Annotated in this window: 15 protein-coding genes; 9 read left to right on the top strand and 6 right to left on the bottom strand. The window is 71.2% G+C overall.

The annotated features are described in order from the left end of the window. Positions 1 to 552: 552 nt before the first annotated feature. Positions 553 to 777 (bottom strand): hypothetical protein, encoded by a 225-nt coding sequence (locus tag OG206_RS23335; protein ID WP_327119181.1) that lies wholly within the window; start codon positions 775 to 777, stop codon positions 553 to 555. 59 nt (positions 778 to 836) lie between these two features. On the opposite strand from OG206_RS23335, the gene map reads away from it, so the two are divergent. Both map and OG206_RS23325 read left to right on the top strand, forming a co-directional pair. Further along, positions 837 to 1694: a type I methionyl aminopeptidase gene (map, locus tag OG206_RS23330; protein ID WP_327119179.1), complete on the top strand. Its 858-nt coding sequence runs from the start codon at positions 837 to 839 to the stop codon at positions 1692 to 1694. Between the two features lie 180 nt (positions 1695 to 1874). Then, positions 1875 to 2540, top strand: coding sequence for a biliverdin-producing heme oxygenase (locus OG206_RS23325; protein WP_327119177.1), 666 nt, complete (start codon positions 1875 to 1877; stop codon positions 2538 to 2540). A gap of 89 nt (positions 2541 to 2629) precedes the next feature. On the opposite strand, the gene OG206_RS23320 is transcribed toward OG206_RS23325, so the two are convergent. Next, on the bottom strand, positions 2630 to 3304 hold the full coding sequence (locus tag OG206_RS23320; RefSeq protein WP_327119175.1) for a PhzF family phenazine biosynthesis protein: 675 nt from the start codon (positions 3302 to 3304) through the stop codon (positions 2630 to 2632). A 319-nt stretch (positions 3305 to 3623) separates the two neighbouring features. On the opposite strand from OG206_RS23320, the gene efeO reads away from it, so the two are divergent. The 4 genes from efeO to OG206_RS23300 are packed head-to-tail and all read left to right on the top strand — an operon-like array spanning position 3624 to position 7927. After that, positions 3624 to 4760, top strand: a complete 1137-nt coding sequence (gene efeO / locus OG206_RS23315) for an iron uptake system protein EfeO (RefSeq protein ID WP_327119173.1) — start codon at positions 3624 to 3626, stop codon at positions 4758 to 4760. 12 nt (positions 4761 to 4772) lie between these two features. Continuing rightward, complete coding sequence (gene efeB, locus OG206_RS23310; protein ID WP_327119171.1) at positions 4773 to 6032, top strand: iron uptake transporter deferrochelatase/peroxidase subunit; 1260 nt, start codon at positions 4773 to 4775, stop codon at positions 6030 to 6032. A 40-nt stretch (positions 6033 to 6072) separates the two neighbouring features. Further along, positions 6073 to 7041 (top strand): iron uptake transporter permease EfeU, encoded by a 969-nt coding sequence (efeU, locus tag OG206_RS23305; RefSeq protein WP_327119169.1) that lies wholly within the window; start codon positions 6073 to 6075, stop codon positions 7039 to 7041. Continuing rightward, positions 6992 to 7927, top strand: coding sequence for a hypothetical protein (locus OG206_RS23300; RefSeq protein ID WP_327122375.1), 936 nt, complete (start codon positions 6992 to 6994; stop codon positions 7925 to 7927). The genes efeU and OG206_RS23300 overlap by 50 nt, the downstream gene beginning before the upstream one ends. Positions 7928 to 7960: 33 nt before the next feature. On the opposite strand, the gene OG206_RS23295 is transcribed toward OG206_RS23300, so the two are convergent. After that, complete coding sequence (locus tag OG206_RS23295; RefSeq protein ID WP_327119167.1) at positions 7961 to 8704, bottom strand: bifunctional DNA primase/polymerase; 744 nt, start codon at positions 8702 to 8704, stop codon at positions 7961 to 7963. A 141-nt stretch (positions 8705 to 8845) separates the two neighbouring features. After that, complete coding sequence (locus tag OG206_RS23290; RefSeq protein ID WP_327119165.1) at positions 8846 to 9457, bottom strand: TetR/AcrR family transcriptional regulator; 612 nt, start codon at positions 9455 to 9457, stop codon at positions 8846 to 8848. 184 nt (positions 9458 to 9641) lie between these two features. On the opposite strand from OG206_RS23290, the gene ddaH reads away from it, so the two are divergent. Next, a complete protein-coding gene (gene ddaH, locus OG206_RS23285) occupies positions 9642 to 10457 on the top strand; it encodes a dimethylargininase (protein WP_327119163.1) in 816 nt (271 codons plus the stop codon). Here the strand turns inward: ddaH and OG206_RS23280 are convergent, their stop codons facing one another. Beyond that, positions 10458 to 11462: a small ribosomal subunit Rsm22 family protein gene (locus OG206_RS23280; RefSeq protein WP_327119161.1), complete on the bottom strand. Its 1005-nt coding sequence runs from the start codon at positions 11460 to 11462 to the stop codon at positions 10458 to 10460. Between the two features lie 167 nt (positions 11463 to 11629). Between OG206_RS23280 and OG206_RS23275 the strand changes: the two genes are divergently transcribed. Then, positions 11630 to 12934: a hypothetical protein gene (locus OG206_RS23275; RefSeq protein ID WP_327119159.1), complete on the top strand. Its 1305-nt coding sequence runs from the start codon at positions 11630 to 11632 to the stop codon at positions 12932 to 12934. 28 nt (positions 12935 to 12962) lie between these two features. Here the strand turns inward: OG206_RS23275 and OG206_RS23270 are convergent, their stop codons facing one another. Continuing rightward, the gene (locus OG206_RS23270; protein ID WP_327119157.1) at positions 12963 to 14264 is read right to left on the bottom strand and encodes a multidrug effflux MFS transporter; all 1302 of its coding nucleotides are present in this window, start codon (positions 14262 to 14264) and stop codon (positions 12963 to 12965) included. A gap of 84 nt (positions 14265 to 14348) precedes the next feature. Here OG206_RS23270 and OG206_RS23265 point away from each other — a divergent pair, with 84 nt between their 5' ends. Then, positions 14349 to 15353, top strand: a complete 1005-nt coding sequence (locus tag OG206_RS23265; protein WP_327119155.1) for a Gfo/Idh/MocA family protein — start codon at positions 14349 to 14351, stop codon at positions 15351 to 15353. The last annotated feature ends 20 nt before the right edge of the window (positions 15354 to 15373 follow it).

The raw sequence follows: 15373 nt of genomic DNA, 5'->3' as shown, positions 1-15373 counted from the left end.
CGCATCCGAGCAACACGCCCTGCACCAAGGCCGATCGAACGGAACCACCCCGCACGGGCAGCCGGAGCCCGCGAGGCCCTGAGCTGATGGTACGTCACTTATGCCCCACTCCGGGGGAAGTGAACACATTGCGGAGACAGCCGCCAGAATATCCGGTCGTCACGCTGTCCCCGGAATAAGACATTCCGGTATGTGCGAAAATCAATTGAGGACGAACGAACGGGACGCGCACTCCCGGATTCGCCCCCTCGAGACGCGAACGCTCCGACTCACGTCCGGGCCCACCGAACTTTTCAGCACCCCCATCCGGCCCGCTCCACACCCACACACCGCCGGCGAACCGGGCACGAAGCGCGGAGGCCGATGCCCGCATGCCTTCACTCGCCGTACAGATTGAAAGAAAAGACCGAGTCGTCCCGTAACCCCCAGTGGGAACCATTTGCGCAACATCGCCGCATTACCGGAACGCGCATGCGTCCGGCACGCGGAGCCCGTAGCCGCGCACCGCACCCCGAGCCGCGCGTCGGCCCACAAGGGGTTACGGGGCGGCCCTCAGTCCGGGGTCCCGCCCGTGCGGTCGTGCCACTTCGGGTCGTTCTCCCACTCGAGGTTCCGCTCCCTCGCCGTGTCCATCGCGTGCTGCGCCTCCTCGCGGGAGGCATACGGGCCGAAGCGGTCCTTGGCCGGGCACTCGGGCCCTTCCTCGACCTTCTTGTGCTCCAGGCAGTAGAACCATTCGCCCGGTTTGCCCACCGTGCGCTTCTTGAACAGGGCCATCGACGGATCCTTTCCTCGCTGCCATGGTGCCCCCGAGACCGCTGGTTAGACTCGCTGACATGTCTGGCCAGTCGCTTCTCGTACCAGGGGAGATCACTCCCGTCCGTTCCGTTCCCGGAAACATCCGGCGTCCCGAGTACGTGGGCAAGCCCGCGCCCACGCCGTACACGGGACCGGAGGTCCAGGACTCCGACACCGTGGAACGCATGCGGATCGCGGGCCGCATCGCGGCGCAGGCGATGGAGGAGGCCGCCAAGCACATCGCCCCCGGGGTCACCACCGACGAACTCGACCGGGTCGCCCACGAGTTCATGGTCGACCACGGGGCGTACCCGTCGACCCTGGGCTACCGCGGGTTCCCGAAGTCGCTCTGCACCTCGCTCAACGAGGTCATCTGCCACGGCATCCCCGACTCCACGGTGCTGCGCGACGGGGACATCGTGAACCTCGACGTCACGGCGTACATCAACGGGGTGCACGGCGACAACAACGCCACCTACCTCTGCGGGGACGTCGACGAGGAGTCACGGCTCCTGGTGGAGCGCACCAGGGAGTCCCTGAACCGCGCCATCAAGTCCGTACGCCCCGGCCGGCAGATCAATGTGATCGGGCGCGTCATCGAGTCGTACGCCAAGCGGTTCGGCTACGGCGTGGTGCGGGACTTCACCGGGCACGGGATCAATACCTCGTTCCACTCCGGCCTCATCGTCCCGCACTACGACAGCCCGCACGCGACGACCGTGATGCAGCCGGGGATGACGTTCACCATCGAGCCGATGCTGACGCTGGGAACCCACGACTACGAGATGTGGGACGACGGCTGGACCGTGGTCACGAAGGACCGCAGGCGCACGGCGCAGTTCGAGCACACACTGGTGGTGACGGAGACGGGCGCGGACATCCTGACCCTCCCGTAGGGCCCGGGGGCGCTCTCGTGGGACCTCGGGGTTTTACCGACGCGCAGTCGGGAACCGGTTGACTTAGGTAAACCTAAGCAGGAGGATCGGGCCATCGGCGCGCGGCGGCGCGTCCAGCTGCTGCCGGTACGTGCGCACCCGTCCGGACTCCACGTCCCCTCGGTCCCCCGGAGGCCCGCCTTGGACCCGACCGCCACCACCGCGCCCTTCTCGACGCTCATCCGCACCGCTTCGCACGAGCAGCACACGGAGGCGGAGACCTCGGCCTTCATGGGCGACATGCTGGGCGGACGGCTCGGGGTGGACGCGTACACGCGTTACACGGAACAGCTGTGGTTCGTCTACCGCGCACTGGAGGACGGTGCCCGGTCACTGCACGGGGACCCGGTCGCCGGACCCTTCATCCGGCCGGAGCTGATGCGCGCCGCCGAACTGGAGCGCGACCTCACCCACCTGGGCGGTGAGGGATGGCGGGACGGCCTGGAACCGCTGCCCGCCACCGCCGCGTACGCGGAGCGGGTCGCACAGTGTGCCCGGGAGTGGCCCGGCGGCTACGTGGCCCACCACTACACCCGCTACCTCGGGGACCTCTCGGGCGGCCAGATCATCCGCGGCACCGCGGAGAAGACCTGGGGCTTCGAGCGCAAGGGCGACGGGGTGCGGTTCTACGTCTTCGAGCAGATCCCCAACCCGGCCGCCTTCAAGCGGGAGTACCGGGAGCTGCTGGACGCGGTGAACGCCGACGACCTGGAGAAGCAGCGCGTCATCGACGAGTGCAGGCGCGCGTTCGCACTGAACAGCGCCGTCTTCCGGGAACTCGGCCAGGTCTTCCCGCTCGGCGCGTAGGGGCCGGCCGGGCTCCACCGGGGTCCGCCGGCCACAGACATGTCCGCCGCCCGGCCGGTACCGCGCCCGAGCGGCTGCCCGAAGTCCGGTCAGGACGCGGCCACCAGGATGACGCGTCCCCCGACTTCCACCATGCCGTCGGGCGCGGGCGCGGTGAGGATCTGCGAGCCGCGCCCCTGTGTGATGTTGAGCGCCCGGCCGAGCCGGGCGCTCAGCAGCATGGCGGCGGCACCGGTCGCCTCGTCCTCGTCGATCCCCTCGTCATGGCGCCGGGGGAAGGCCCTGGCCCGTACCCGGCCGGCCGCCTCGTCCTCCCAGGCCCAGACATAGAGCCATCCGTCGCCGGGCGGCGGCCCGGTCAGTGCGTCGACCTCCGCGACCGAGTCGTACTGTTCGAGCGTCCTGGCCGGCGCCCATTCCGGGCGGGCCGTGATCCAGGTGAACTCGCCGTCCTGACGTGCCACCACGTCCCCGACGGGCATCTCCAGGATCTCCAGGTCCAGCAGCCAGGCCGCCCCCACGAGCGGATGCCCGGCGAACGGCAGCCGGCGGCCCGGCGTGCGGATGTCCACGACGCCGCGCTCGGGGTCGTCCACGAACACGGTCTCGCTGAAGCCCAGCTTCCGCGCGAGCGCCTGCCGCGTATCGTCGCCGGGATATCCGCGCCCGTCCCGCACGACCCCGAGCGGGTTGCCGTGGCGGCCGTCCGGGCCGCAGAACACGCGCAGTACGTCGATGCCTTCGGGTACGTCGAAGTCGTTCACCCAGGCATTCAAGCACCGCCCGTACCCGGGCACACCACAGGGCCGCACCGGCGTGGAGCGCCGGCGCGGCCGAGGTGTTTCCCCACCCGCGGACCGGGGTGCCGCTCGTCGATCCGAAAGGCCCACTTGACCCTTTCTTGACCTTTCCGTGGTTTCCCCATGGGGCCGCCGTGATCTATCCGTTTCCGGCCTCTCGGAGTGAGACCCGAATCACGCAGAAGACGGGTGTCGGCGAGGTAAGGCACGGTTAAGTTAGGGCCGCCTCACCTACTTTCGTCCGCACCGTCCCCCGCTCTTCTCACCCTTTGTGGAGCCCCGCATGCGAGCCCTTCGTACCTCCGTCGTCACCGCTGTCGCCACGGTGGCAGCACTGACCGCCGTCACGGGCTGCGCCGAGAAGAGCGACAGCAAGGGCGACGGCGCCGTCCAGGTCGTCGCCAAGGACGACTCGTGCGCCGTGTCGTCCAAGAAGATCCCGGCCGGCCACGTCGAACTCGCCGTGGAGAACAAGGGGTCCAAGGTCACCGAGGTCTACGTCCTGTTCCCGGACGACCGGATCGTCACCGAGCGCGAGAACATCGGTCCGGGCACCAAGGCGAAGATCACGGCCGAGGTCAAGGCCGGCACGTACGAGATCGCCTGCAAGCCCGGCATGAAGGGCCAGGGCATCCGGCAGACGGTCGAGGTCACCGGAGGCAAGGCCGCCGCGCGCAGCCCCGAGATGGACCAGGCCGTCGCCGGGTACCGGACCTACGTGCAGGCGCAGGCCGACGAGACGCTGCCGAAGGTGAAGGTCTTCACGGACGCCGTCGCCGCGGGCGACGTCGAGGCGGCGAAGAAGGCGTACGCAGATTCCCGGATCGGCTGGGAGCGCACGGAGCCGGTCGCCGAGTCCTTCGGTGACATCGACCCGAAGGTCGACGTCCGCGAGGACGGACTCGAGGACGGCCAGAAGTGGACCGGCTGGCACCGGCTGGAGAAGGCGCTGTGGCAGGACGGGAAGCTGGGTGCCGAGGAGAAGGCCCTCGCGCCCACCCTCTACAAGGACCTGCTCGACTGGCAGAAGCGGGTCGGCCGGGCCGACATCACCCCGACCTCGATGGCCAACGGTGCCAAGGAGCTCCTCGACGAGGTGGCCACCGGCAAGGTCACCGGTGAGGAGGAGCGATACAGCCACACCGACCTCGTCGACTTCAAGGCGAACGTCGAGGGTGCCGAGCAGTCCTACACCCTCCTCAAGCCGATCGCGTCGAAGAACGACGCCGCGCTGACCGCCTCCCTGGACAAGCAGTTCGCGGCGCTGAACACGCTGCTGGACAAGTACCGCTCGGACAAGGCCTCCTACGACTTCACCTCGTACGACAAGGTCGGCAAGGCCGACCGCAAGGAGCTCTCCGACGCGGTCAACGCGCTCGCCGAGCCGCTGTCCAAGCTGGCCGCCGCGGTCACGAAGTAAGGGGAGCGGAACATGACCGGGGACACCTCGGACAAGGAGTCGGGCGCCGCCCCGTCGCGCCGGGCGCTGCTCGGCTGGGGCGGTGCCGGGCTGGCGCTCGGCGCCGCGGCAGCCGGTGGCGCGGTCGCCGCCGTGCGCTCCGGAGGGGATGCGGAACCGGCGTCGGACAGCAGCACCGCCGTGCCCTTCCACGGTGAGCACCAGGCAGGCATCGCCAGCGCCGTCCAGGACAGGCTGCACTTCGCCTCGTTCGACGTGACGACGAAGGACCGGGCGGAACTGGTCGCGCTGCTCAAGGAATGGACCCGGGCGGCCGAGCGGATGACGACCGGCCGGACCGTGGGCGAGGGGGCCTACGGCGGTGCCGAGGAGGCCCCGCCGGACGACACGGGCGAGGCACTCGGGCTCAAGCCCTCCCGGCTCACCCTGACCCTGGGTTTCGGCCCTTCCCTGTTCGCCGCGGGCCGTTTCGGCATCGAGGACCGGCGGCCCGAGGCACTCGTGGACCTGCCGAAGTTCCCCGGCGACAACCTCGACTCCGCCCGCAGCGGCGGCGATCTCTGCGTCCAGGCCTGCGCCGACGACCCCCAGGTCGCCGTGCACGCCATCCGCAACCTCGCCAGGATCGGCATGGGGCGCACGGCTGTCCGCTGGTCGCAACTCGGGTTCGGCAAGACGTCCTCGACAACGCCAGGCGCCCAGACCCCGCGCAACATGATGGGCTTCAAGGACGGCACCCGGAACATCTCGGGTACGGACGGGGCGGCCCTGCGCAAGCACGTGTGGGCGGGTGCGGCGGACGGTGCCGGGTGGATGGCGGGCGGGTCCTATCTGGTGGCCCGGCGCATCCGGATGCACATCGAGACCTGGGACCGGGCGCCGTTGCGGGAGCAGGAGGACATCTTCGGCCGGGACAAGGGCGAAGGCGCGCCGGTCGGCAAGGCCAAGGAACGCGACGAGCCGTTCCTCAAGGCGATGCTGCCCACCGCGCACGTGCGCCTGGCCCACCCGGACACCAACGGCGGGGCGACGATCCTGCGCCGCGGCTACTCCTTCACCGACGGCACGGACGGCCTGGGCAGGCTGGACGCGGGGCTGTTCTTCCTCGCCTACCAGCGGGACGTGCGCACGGGCTTCATCCCGGTGCAGCGCAGCCTCGCGGGCGCCGACGCGCTCAACGAGTACATCCAGCACGTGGGTTCGGCTGTCTTCGCCGTACCGCCGGGCGTCCGCGACGGGGACGACTGGTGGGGCAGGGCGCTGTTCTCATGACCGGCACCGCATCCGTGAACGACACCGTGGAGGGACCCGCATGTTCGGCAACTATCTGATCGGGCTGCGCGAGGGTCTGGAGGCGGGTCTGGTCGTCTGCATCCTCATCGCCTACCTGGTCAAGACCGGGCGCCGCGACGCGCTGCGTCCGGTGTGGACCGGCATCGGCATCGCCTGCGCCATCTCGCTGGCCTTCGGGGCCGCGCTCGAGTTCGGTTCGCAGGAGCTGACGTTCGAGGCGCAGGAAGCGCTCGGGGGTTCGCTGTCGGTCGTCGCCGTCGGTCTGGTGACCTGGATGGTGTTCTGGATGCGGCGTACCGCGCGGCATCTGAAGAAGGAGCTGCACGACAAGCTCGACTCGGCTCTCGCGATGGGAACCGGCGCGCTGGTGGCCACCGCGTTCCTGGCGGTGGGCCGTGAGGGCCTGGAAACCGCCCTGTTCGTCTGGGCGTCGGTGCGGGCGAGCGGCGAGGGCTCCTCGTCGCCGCTGATCGGCGTCCTGTCCGGCATCGCGACGGCCATCGCGCTGAGCTGGCTGTTCTACCGGGGTGCGCTGAAGATCAACCTGTCGCGGTTCTTCACCTGGACGGGCGGCATGCTCGTGGTCGTGGCGGCGGGTGTGCTCGCCTACGGAGTCCACGATCTGCAGGAGGCCCGCTTCCTCGGCGGCCTCCAGGACAAGGCGTTCGACGTCACGGCCACGATCCCGCCTGACAGCTGGTACGGCACGCTGCTCAAGGGCGTCCTCAACTTCCAGGCCGACCCGACCGTTCTCCAGGTCACGGTGTGGGCGCTGTATCTCGTCCCCACACTCGCGCTGTTCCTGGCCCCGGTAGGGTTCAGGCGGTCAGTGCGGACGACGGATCAGAAGGCGCAGAAGGCAACGGATGACAAGGCTGGGTCGACTGGCGGCGGGGCTCGCGACGGCGACGGTGCTGAGCGTGACGGCGAGCGGCTGCGTGACGGTGCACGGGGAACTGGAAGTCGTGCCGGGAGCGACGAGGTCTGAGGCCGCGAAGGCCCTGGAGGACTTCACCGTCGCGTACAACAAGGCGGACAGGGCGTACGATCCGGCGCTGGACGCGGACCGGGTGACCGGTTCGCTCGGTGCGATCAACCAGGCGGGGCTGGCCGCGCGGGGGAAGAACAACCCCGGCGGAAACGCGGCCCACAAGCCGCTGGAGCTGACGGACGCCTCGTACGTCATTCCGGAGAAGGCGGGCTGGCCGCGCTGGTTCGTCGCGGACACCGACTCCGACCGCGACCAGGACGGCGGGAAGGCGGACACCCGCTGGCTGCTGGCGTTCGTGCGCACCGGGCCGGACGCGAAGTGGAAGGTCGCCTATCTGGCGGTCGTGGCGTCGTCCGAGGTGCCGAAGTTCCGCAGGAGTGCCGAGGGCTGGGCCCAGCCCGTGCCCTCCGCCGGCACGGACGCCGCTCTCGCCACACCTCCGGCGGAACTCAGCGCCACGTACACCGGCTTCCTCCGGACGGGCGCTCCGGACGTCTTCGCCCCGGGTGCGACGACCTCGGGCTGGCGGGAGGCGCGGAAGAACACCCGCAGGCCGGGCTTCTCGTACCAGTACGTCGACCAGACACTGGACTACGGGACGTTCGCGCCACTGGGCCTGACGACGGAGGACGGCGGAGCGCTGGTCTTCTTCAGCAGCAAGCACTTCGAACGGCAGACCGCGGCCGAGGGCCTGCGTCCCACGGTCACGGCGGACGTGCGGGCGCTCCTGACCGGCGAGGTGAAGAGCACCCTGACCAAGGAGCGGGTCTCCAGCCAGCTCGTCTACGTGCCGAGGAAGGGCGCGGGAGACCCCGGGGACACGGACGGCAGGGTACGGGTGCTGAACCGGCTGCCCGGTCTGATAGCGGCGCAGGGTTCCTGACCGCCGGCTCCGGGGACCCGGGCCGGCGGGGCGTCAGCGGCTGAGCGGCCAGGCCACCGCGTCGTGGGCGAGGTCGCTCTCGTCGGCCGTGTCCGCGTACTGCGCGCAGGCGTCGGTGAGCGCCTCGAGCAGGGTCAGCGGATCGGGCAGGGGGTTCTCGGGGCCACGGATCCATTGCACGTCCAGCTCACCGGGCAGCCGAGCGGGCGGCAGGAGGACGTAACTGCCCCGGCAGTGCCAGCGCAGCCCCGGATGCTCGTCCATGGTCTCGGGGTGGCTGTCGAGCTCACAGGGCCACCACTCGTCCTCGTCCTCGGGGGTGCCGCGGGTGGCGGTGAAGAAGAGCATCCGGTCGTTCCCGGACTGTGCCACCGGGCCCACGTCGACACCGGCGTCGGTGAGCCGCTGCAGCGCGGCGCGCCCGGCGCTCAGGGGCACGTCGAGGACGTCGTGCACGAGGCCGGTCGCGGTGATGAAGTTGGCCAGCGGCTGGCCGGCCGCCCAGCGCTCGATCTGGCCGCTGTCCGTCGTCGACTGCGTCTGCCAGGCGAACGAGACGGGGTGCCGCGCAGGGGTGGGGCAGCCGATGCGTTCGCACGAACACCGGTAGCCGGACGGGTGTGCTGCGGGTGAGATGGGCATTCCCGCTTCGGCGACGGCCAGGAGCAGTCCCAGCCGGGCCGCGTCGTCGGCCTCCGGCTGTGCTTTCGGCCGCCTGCGCAGCCACTGGGAAATCCTGCCCTCTGTGCCGCGATAGCGGCCGGAATCGGCGCCCATCTATCCCCTCACCTCAGCGGTTTCGTCTCCATCGTCCCACCATCCTGCTCCTCGGGTGGCCGAAGTCGCCGAGCGGGGTGCCCGGACAGCCGTGCGGGGGCGCGGCGACTCGTGGCGAATGTCACGAAATCGTTGATCGGTTCAGGGCCTGGGAGTGAGTCCCCGCAGTGCGTGGTCGACGACCGCGTCGGCGTACTCGTGAGTCAGCGGAAGGGTTCTCAGCAGCCAGCGGTGGGTCAGCGGGGCCACGAGGAGCTCCAGGGCGACACGCGGATCGACGTCGTCGCGGACGTCTCCGGTCTCCTGCGCGGCGCGAAGACGTGTGACATACAACTGGAGCTGGGGTTCGAGAAGATCCTCCACGAACCGGGCGGCCAGCGCCGGATCGATGACCCCCTCCGCGGTCAGGGCCCGGGTGGGCGCCTCGGTCGCGGGGTCGTTCAGCTCGTCGACCGTGGCCCGCAGGACGGTCCTGAGATCGGCGGCCAGGTCCCCGGTGTCCGGGATCGCGGCCTCGCCGGCGCCGTCCGCCTGCCGGGCGCCCATGTCGAGGAACGCCTCCATGAGCACGGCCGCCTTGGAGGGCCACCAGCGGTAGATGGTCTGCTTGCCCACCCCCGCCCGGGCGGCGATGCCCTCGATCGTCGTTCTCGCATAGCCGGCCTCGCCGACCAGGGCGAGCGCGGCGTCGTAGATCGCGCGGCGGGAGCGGTCGCTGCGGCGACTGGAGTCGGGGGCCTTCTGGGGTGCCATCGGGCCAGCCTAGAGCCGGTACGGGCCGATACGTATCGTCTTGCCGGTCACCCCGTCGGCCCATGCGAACCACCCGAACGGATCACAGCGCGACGGCCCGGCGGGGGCGCACCATGAGCTCACGCACACACCCCGTGCGTATCCCGCCGTTCCGCGGTCCAGGCCGCCGTTCGTAGGAGCCCGCATGACCCGTGACGCCACCCCTCGTCGCTACCTGATGTGCGCCCCGGCCCACTTCGAGGTCACCTACTCCATCAACCCGTGGATGGACCCTTCGAAACCCGTGGACCTTGCCCTGGCCAACACCCAGTGGGAGGACCTGCGCGACCGCTACCGGGCGCTCGGCCACACCGTGGAACTCCTCACCCCGCGCCCCGACCTGCCCGACATGGTGTTCGCCGCCAACGGCGCGACGGTCGTCGACGGCCGTGTAATGGGCGCCCTGTTCGCGTACCGCGAGCGGTTCGCTGAGGCCGAGGCGCACCGCGAGTGGTTCCGGTCCAACGGTTTCGCCGACATCCACGAACCGGACCACGTCAACGAGGGCGAGGGCGACTTCGCCGTGACCTCCTCGTACGTCCTGGCCGGACGCGGGTTCCGGTCCAGCCCGCTCTCCCACGGCGAGGCGCAGGAGTTCTTCGGGCGCCCGGTGATCGGCCTCGACCTGGTCGACCCGCGCTACTACCACCTGGACACGGCACTGTGCGTGCTCGACGACACGGCCGACGAGATCATGTACTACCCGGGCGCCTTCTCGTCCGGCAGCCGCCGGGTGCTGGCCCGGCTCTTCCCCGACGCGTTGATCGCCCAGGAGGCGGACGCCGCGGCGTTCGGCCTCAACGCGGTCAGCGACGGACGGCACGTGCTGCTGCCGCAGGGCGCCGTGGGGCTTTTCGACCCGCTGCGCGACCGGGGCTTCGAGCCGCTTCCGATGGATCTGAGCGAGCTGCTCAAGGGCGGTGGCAGCGTGAAGTGCTGCACCCAGGAGCTGCGGCCCTAGCTAGGACTCCTCGTCGGCCTCGGGCGGCGGCCACGCGTCGCCCCACCCGGTGTCCCGGGCGGCACGGTAGAGCGCACCGTGCCGCTTGGTGACCGTGGCGCGCCGCAGGCCCTCCTCCCGGGTGCAGAGCTCCAGCAGCACCTGGCCCTTGCGGATCTGCGGCCGGCGGGTGATACGGGCCGGGACGGGTTCGGTGGGGAAGCGGGTCGCGACCACGTAGCTGAACTTCTCGTCCTCGTGGCTGAGGGTGCCTCCCTTGACCCGGCGGTGCAGCGACGAGCGGCTGACGCGGGCCGAGAAGTGGCACCAGTCGGTGCCGGGCTCGATGGGGCAGGTGCCGTCGTGCGGGCAGGGCGCCGCGACGCTCATCCCCGCGGCGATCAGCCGGTCCCGGGCCTCGATGACGCGGGCGTAGCCGTCGGGGGTGCCGGGCTCGACGACGACCACCGCCTGGGCGGCCGCCGCCGCTACATCCACCAGGGCGACCCGGTCCTCGGGCGTGAGCTCCTTGAGCACGTACGACACCGTCACCAGGTCGGTGGGCGCGAGGTCGAGCGCCGCGCCGATCCGCGCCCGCTGCCAGGCCGCGGTGCGCAGACCGGGGATGCCGGACGCCTCGGCCAGCTCACGGCCGAGCGCGAGGGCCGGCTCGGCCCAGTCCAGCACCGTCGTCCGCGGCCCGTCCCACGCCCCGGCGACCGCCCAGGTCGCCGCGCCCGTGCCGCCGCCGATGTCCGTGTGCGTGGCGGGGGTCCACCCGGGGGCGGCCTCGCGGAACGCGTCGAGGCAGGAGCGTACGGCCTCGAAGGTCGCGGGCATCCGGTACGCGGCGTACGCGGCGACGTCCGAGCGGTCCCGGAGCACCGGCGCGTCGGTGGGCGTGGTCCCGCGGTAACTGGCGATCAGCCGGTCGACCGCCCGCGCGGCCTGTGACGGCGGCAGTCCGTCCAGCAGTGCCGCCAGGGCCGCGCGCAGGGCTTCCGCGGTGGGGAGGGTGTCGTTCACCGCCGAATTGTAGGCGCAGCAGACCCCGGTCACGCAGTCCGGTGTTCCGGCACACGACCGGGACAGAACCGCTGCATGACCGAACTGCTTTCCGTCAGCGGCCCGTTGCTACGCTGATCGGCGCCCGCCTCGGGGACGGTGCGGCGTACCGGATCGTCGGGGGGACCATGAGACAGAGGATCGTGCGCCTGGCTCTGGTCGGCGGGGTGATGGTCCTCGCCCTGCTGCTCCTGCCGGCGACCTGTGGGGGCGGCGGCGGTGAGGACGACGGGAGACCGCAGGAGCCCCGGAAGAGGAGCGCGGGCCCGGTGACGCGGCTGACGGTGCCGCGGGAGTACACGACGGGACGCGGCTGGGAGGTCGTCGGCGCGGGTCCGGACTACGCCGTCTCGCACACGACGGGGCGGCTGGCCTACCTCGTGCGGACCCCCGACGGGCGCTACCGGCTGCGGACCCTGGACACGGAGACCGGCCGGGCCGGCTGGAGCGGCGAGGCCCGGCGCGTGCCGGACCCGGCACGCTTCCCGAAGCTGATCACCGTGGCCAAGGACGACCGGCAGTTCTTCGTGACGTGGTCCTTCGGGCGGGCCGGGGACGGGCTCACCCCCGCGAAGGGCTTCGTCTCCCTCGACGTGTACGACGTGGTGGACGGTGAGCACCGGCGTGTCGAGGTTCCGTGGACGGGCGTGCCGACCGTCACGGCGACGGGCCCCGGCGTCCTGATCACCGACGGGCGCGCGGCCGGCACGGTTGTGGACCCCGTGGACGGCGAGGTATCGGCGATCGCCCCGTCCGCGGTGGAGTACCCGGAGGACTGTCCTGCCTGCGAGCAGCTCACCGAGGTGCGCGGGCAGACGGCGAAGGGGCTGCTGCTGAGCGGGGCACGCGAGTTCTGGGTGGGCGGCGGCTGGTTCAGCCGCCGGTCCGCCCCGGCGGGCGCCGACCCCCGGTCCGGGATTCCGACGTCCGTCGCTCCCGGGCTCGTCCTGGCCAGATGGCAGCCGGCCGGGGGGACGCCCAAGGCAGCGACCCACGAACTCTGGACCGTCCACGACGCGCTGAGCGGGAATCCGGTCGTGTCGGTCCGGTGCCACAGGCCGGCCATGGAGCCGGGGACGTATCCGCAGGCCGTGGTCTCCCCTTCGGCCCGCTACCTGGTGGCGGGGAACCTGGCCTTCGACCTGACCGGGAAGAAGGGGTTCTGCTTCGAGGACGAGGGCGGCGCGGCGCGCCTGACGTTCGCCTCGGTGACGGACGGCGGCAGCGCGTACGGCGCGACGAACGCGCGCGACGCCGACGAGGCCCTGCAGGGCGGCACGGGCCCGGTCTCGATGAGCTTCCCCGCCTGGGACGTCGAGGCGCTGTCCCCGAACACGCGCCTGCCGGACATGGAGACGGCCGGCACCGGTGTCTTCCGCTGGACGGACCGCAAGGACCGGCTGCACCTGATCGGCTACCCGCGCACCGGCTGAGCTCACCGGGCGCACGTACGCCGTCCTGTCAGCCGGGGAGGCCGTTGTTCCGCCACGGCCGGCAGAGCAGCAGGAAGCACGCGGTGGCGGACAGCGCGCAGACCACCTGCACCACGGCCATGGGCACGGCGGTCGCCTCGCCCGCGATCCCGACGAGCGGCGAGGCGATGGCGCCGATGAGGAACTGGGAGGTGCCCAGCAGCGCGGAGGCGGACCCGGCCGCGTGCTTCGTCCGCATCAGGGCCTGGGAGTTGGTGTTGGGCATCGCGAGGCCCATGCACGACATCAGGACGAAGAGCCCGGCGGCGACCGGCAGCAGGCCGACGTCGCCGAAGACGCCGGAGGTCATCAGCAGCAGGGCGATCGCGGCGAGGGAGATGACCACGAGTCCGAAGCCGAGCGCCTTGTCCAGGCTGATCCGGCCGACCAGCAGCTTGCCGTTGATCTGGCCGACGGCGATGAGGCCGACGGAGTTGATGCCGAAGAGGAGGCTGAAGGTCTGCGGTGAGGCCCCGTAGATCTCCTGGACGACGAAGGGGGACGCGCTCACGTAGGCGAAGAGCGCGGCGAAGGCGAGACTGCCCGCCACCATGTAGCCGGTGAACACCCGGTCGGCGAGCAGTCCTCGCATGGTGCGCAGGGCGTCCGTGATGCCACCGGTGTGCCGCGCCGACGGCGGGAGCGTCTCGTGGAGGAACTTCCAGACGACGAAGGTGAGGGCCGCGCCGACGGCGACGAGGACGACGAAGATGCCGCGCCAGTCGGTGAACCGGAGGACCTGGCCGCCGATCACCGGGGCGATGACCGGGGCGACCCCGGAGATCAGCATCAGCGTGGAGAAGAACCGTGCCATCTCCACGCCGTCGAAGAGGTCGCGCACGACCGCCCGCGAGATCACGATGCCCGCCGCGCCGGCCAGGCCCTGCAGCAGGCGGAAGCCGATGAGGAGTTCGGCGGTGGGGGCCAGGGCGCAGATCGCGGTGGCGACGACATAGACGATCATGCCGAGGAGCAGCGGCTTGCGGCGGCCCCAGCGGTCGCTCATGGGTCCGACCACGAGCTGGCCGAGTGCCATGCCGGTGAGGCAGGCGGTCAGGGTGAGCTGGACGGTGGCGGCGGGCGCGTGCAGGGAGTCGGTGACCTCGGGCAGCGCCGGGAGGTACATGTCCATGGAGAGCGGCGGCAGCGCGGTGAGGCCGCCCAGGACCAGGGTGACCAGGAGTCCGACCCGCTGTGCGACGGGGGTGGAGACGCCTGGTGCGGCGCTTTCGGTGGTGGGTATGTACGGGTGCTGTTCTCGCTGGGCCCGGCTCACGCCGCTGTCCGGCATCGTCGTCTCCGCTTCGTTGAAACCGCATCTATGCTCTCAGGTCAGTCGTAGTGGTCGAAACCTTTTCTGTGAGGGCGGGCGGGCATGAGCGGGACTGTGCGTTGGGGAGTTCTGGCCACGGGCGGCATAGCCGCGACGTTCACGGCGGACCTGCTGGCCATGAAGGACCCGGGGGCCGAGATCGTGGCGGTCGCCTCGCGCACCGAGGCCTCGGCGAAGGCTTTCGCCGAGCGCTTCGGAATCGGACGGGCGTACGGCAGCTGGGCGGAGCTCGTCGCCGACGCGTCGGTCGACGTGGTCTATGTCGCCACCCCGCACTCCGCGCACCGGGAGGCCGCCGGTCTGGCCCTGGAGGCCGGCAAGCACGTGCTGTGCGAGAAGGCGTTCACGCTCAACGAGCGCGAGGCCCGGGAGCTGGTGGCCCTGGCCCGGGAGCGCGGGCTGTTCCTGATGGAGGCCATGTGGACGTACTGCAATCCGCTCATCCGCCGGATGACCGAGCTGGTGCGGGACGGGGCGGTCGGCGAGATCCGCACGGTGCAGGCGGACTTCGGGTTCGCGGGCACCTTCGGGGCCGGACACCGCCTGCGCGATCCCGCGCTGGGCGGCGGCGCGCTCCTGGACCTCGGGGTCTACCCGGTGTCGTTCGCCCAGCTCCTGCTGGGCGAGCCGGACCGGGTCCAGGCCGACGCGCTGCTGTCACCCGAGGGCGTGGACCTGAACACCGGGATGCTGCTGGGCTGGGACTCGGGTGCCACCGCGCTGCTGAGCTGCTCGATCGTCGGGGACCTGCCGACGGTCGCGTCGGTGACCGGCACGGCGGGGCGCATCGACTTCCCGCAGGGCTTCTTCCACCCGGACAGCTTCGTCCTGCACCGGCCGGGCCGGGAGCCGGAGAAGTTCACCACCGGCCCGGGCCCGCAGGGGCTTTCGGGCATGCAGTTCGAAGCCGCCGAGGTGACACGGGCCTTGCTGGCGGGCGAGAAGGAGTCCCCGCTGGTGCCGCTCGACGGTTCGCTCGCCGTGATGCGGACGCTCGACGCGGTGCGTGAGCGCGTCGGCGTCCGCTATCCGGCGGACCTGGTCTGACCCGGGCGGCTGGGGTCTCC

Origin of the sequence: Streptomyces sp. NBC_01341, from assembly GCF_035946055.1 — a bacterium.
Taxonomy (GTDB): Bacteria; Actinomycetota; Actinomycetes; order Streptomycetales; family Streptomycetaceae; genus Streptomyces.
This window is presented reverse-complemented; position numbering and strand designations above follow the sequence as displayed.

What these genes read in the sequence shown, in the direction of transcription:
- OG206_RS23335 (WP_327119181.1), bottom strand. Translation starts at nt 777, where the DNA reads ATGGCCCTGTTCAAGAAGCGCACGGTGGGCAAACCGGGCGAATGGTTC.
- map (WP_327119179.1), top strand. Translation starts at nt 837, where the DNA reads ATGTCTGGCCAGTCGCTTCTCGTACCAGGGGAGATCACTCCCGTCCGT.
- efeO (WP_327119173.1), top strand. Translation starts at nt 3,624, where the DNA reads ATGCGAGCCCTTCGTACCTCCGTCGTCACCGCTGTCGCCACGGTGGCA.
- efeB (WP_327119171.1), top strand. Translation starts at nt 4,773, where the DNA reads ATGACCGGGGACACCTCGGACAAGGAGTCGGGCGCCGCCCCGTCGCGC.
- efeU (WP_327119169.1), top strand. Translation starts at nt 6,073, where the DNA reads ATGTTCGGCAACTATCTGATCGGGCTGCGCGAGGGTCTGGAGGCGGGT.
- OG206_RS23295 (WP_327119167.1), bottom strand. Translation starts at nt 8,704, where the DNA reads ATGGGCGCCGATTCCGGCCGCTATCGCGGCACAGAGGGCAGGATTTCC.
- OG206_RS23290 (WP_327119165.1), bottom strand. Translation starts at nt 9,457, where the DNA reads ATGGCACCCCAGAAGGCCCCCGACTCCAGTCGCCGCAGCGACCGCTCC.
- ddaH (WP_327119163.1), top strand. Translation starts at nt 9,642, where the DNA reads ATGACCCGTGACGCCACCCCTCGTCGCTACCTGATGTGCGCCCCGGCC.
- OG206_RS23275 (WP_327119159.1), top strand. Translation starts at nt 11,630, where the DNA reads ATGAGACAGAGGATCGTGCGCCTGGCTCTGGTCGGCGGGGTGATGGTC.
- OG206_RS23270 (WP_327119157.1), bottom strand. Translation starts at nt 14,264, where the DNA reads ATGCCGGACAGCGGCGTGAGCCGGGCCCAGCGAGAACAGCACCCGTAC.
- OG206_RS23265 (WP_327119155.1), top strand. Translation starts at nt 14,349, where the DNA reads ATGAGCGGGACTGTGCGTTGGGGAGTTCTGGCCACGGGCGGCATAGCC.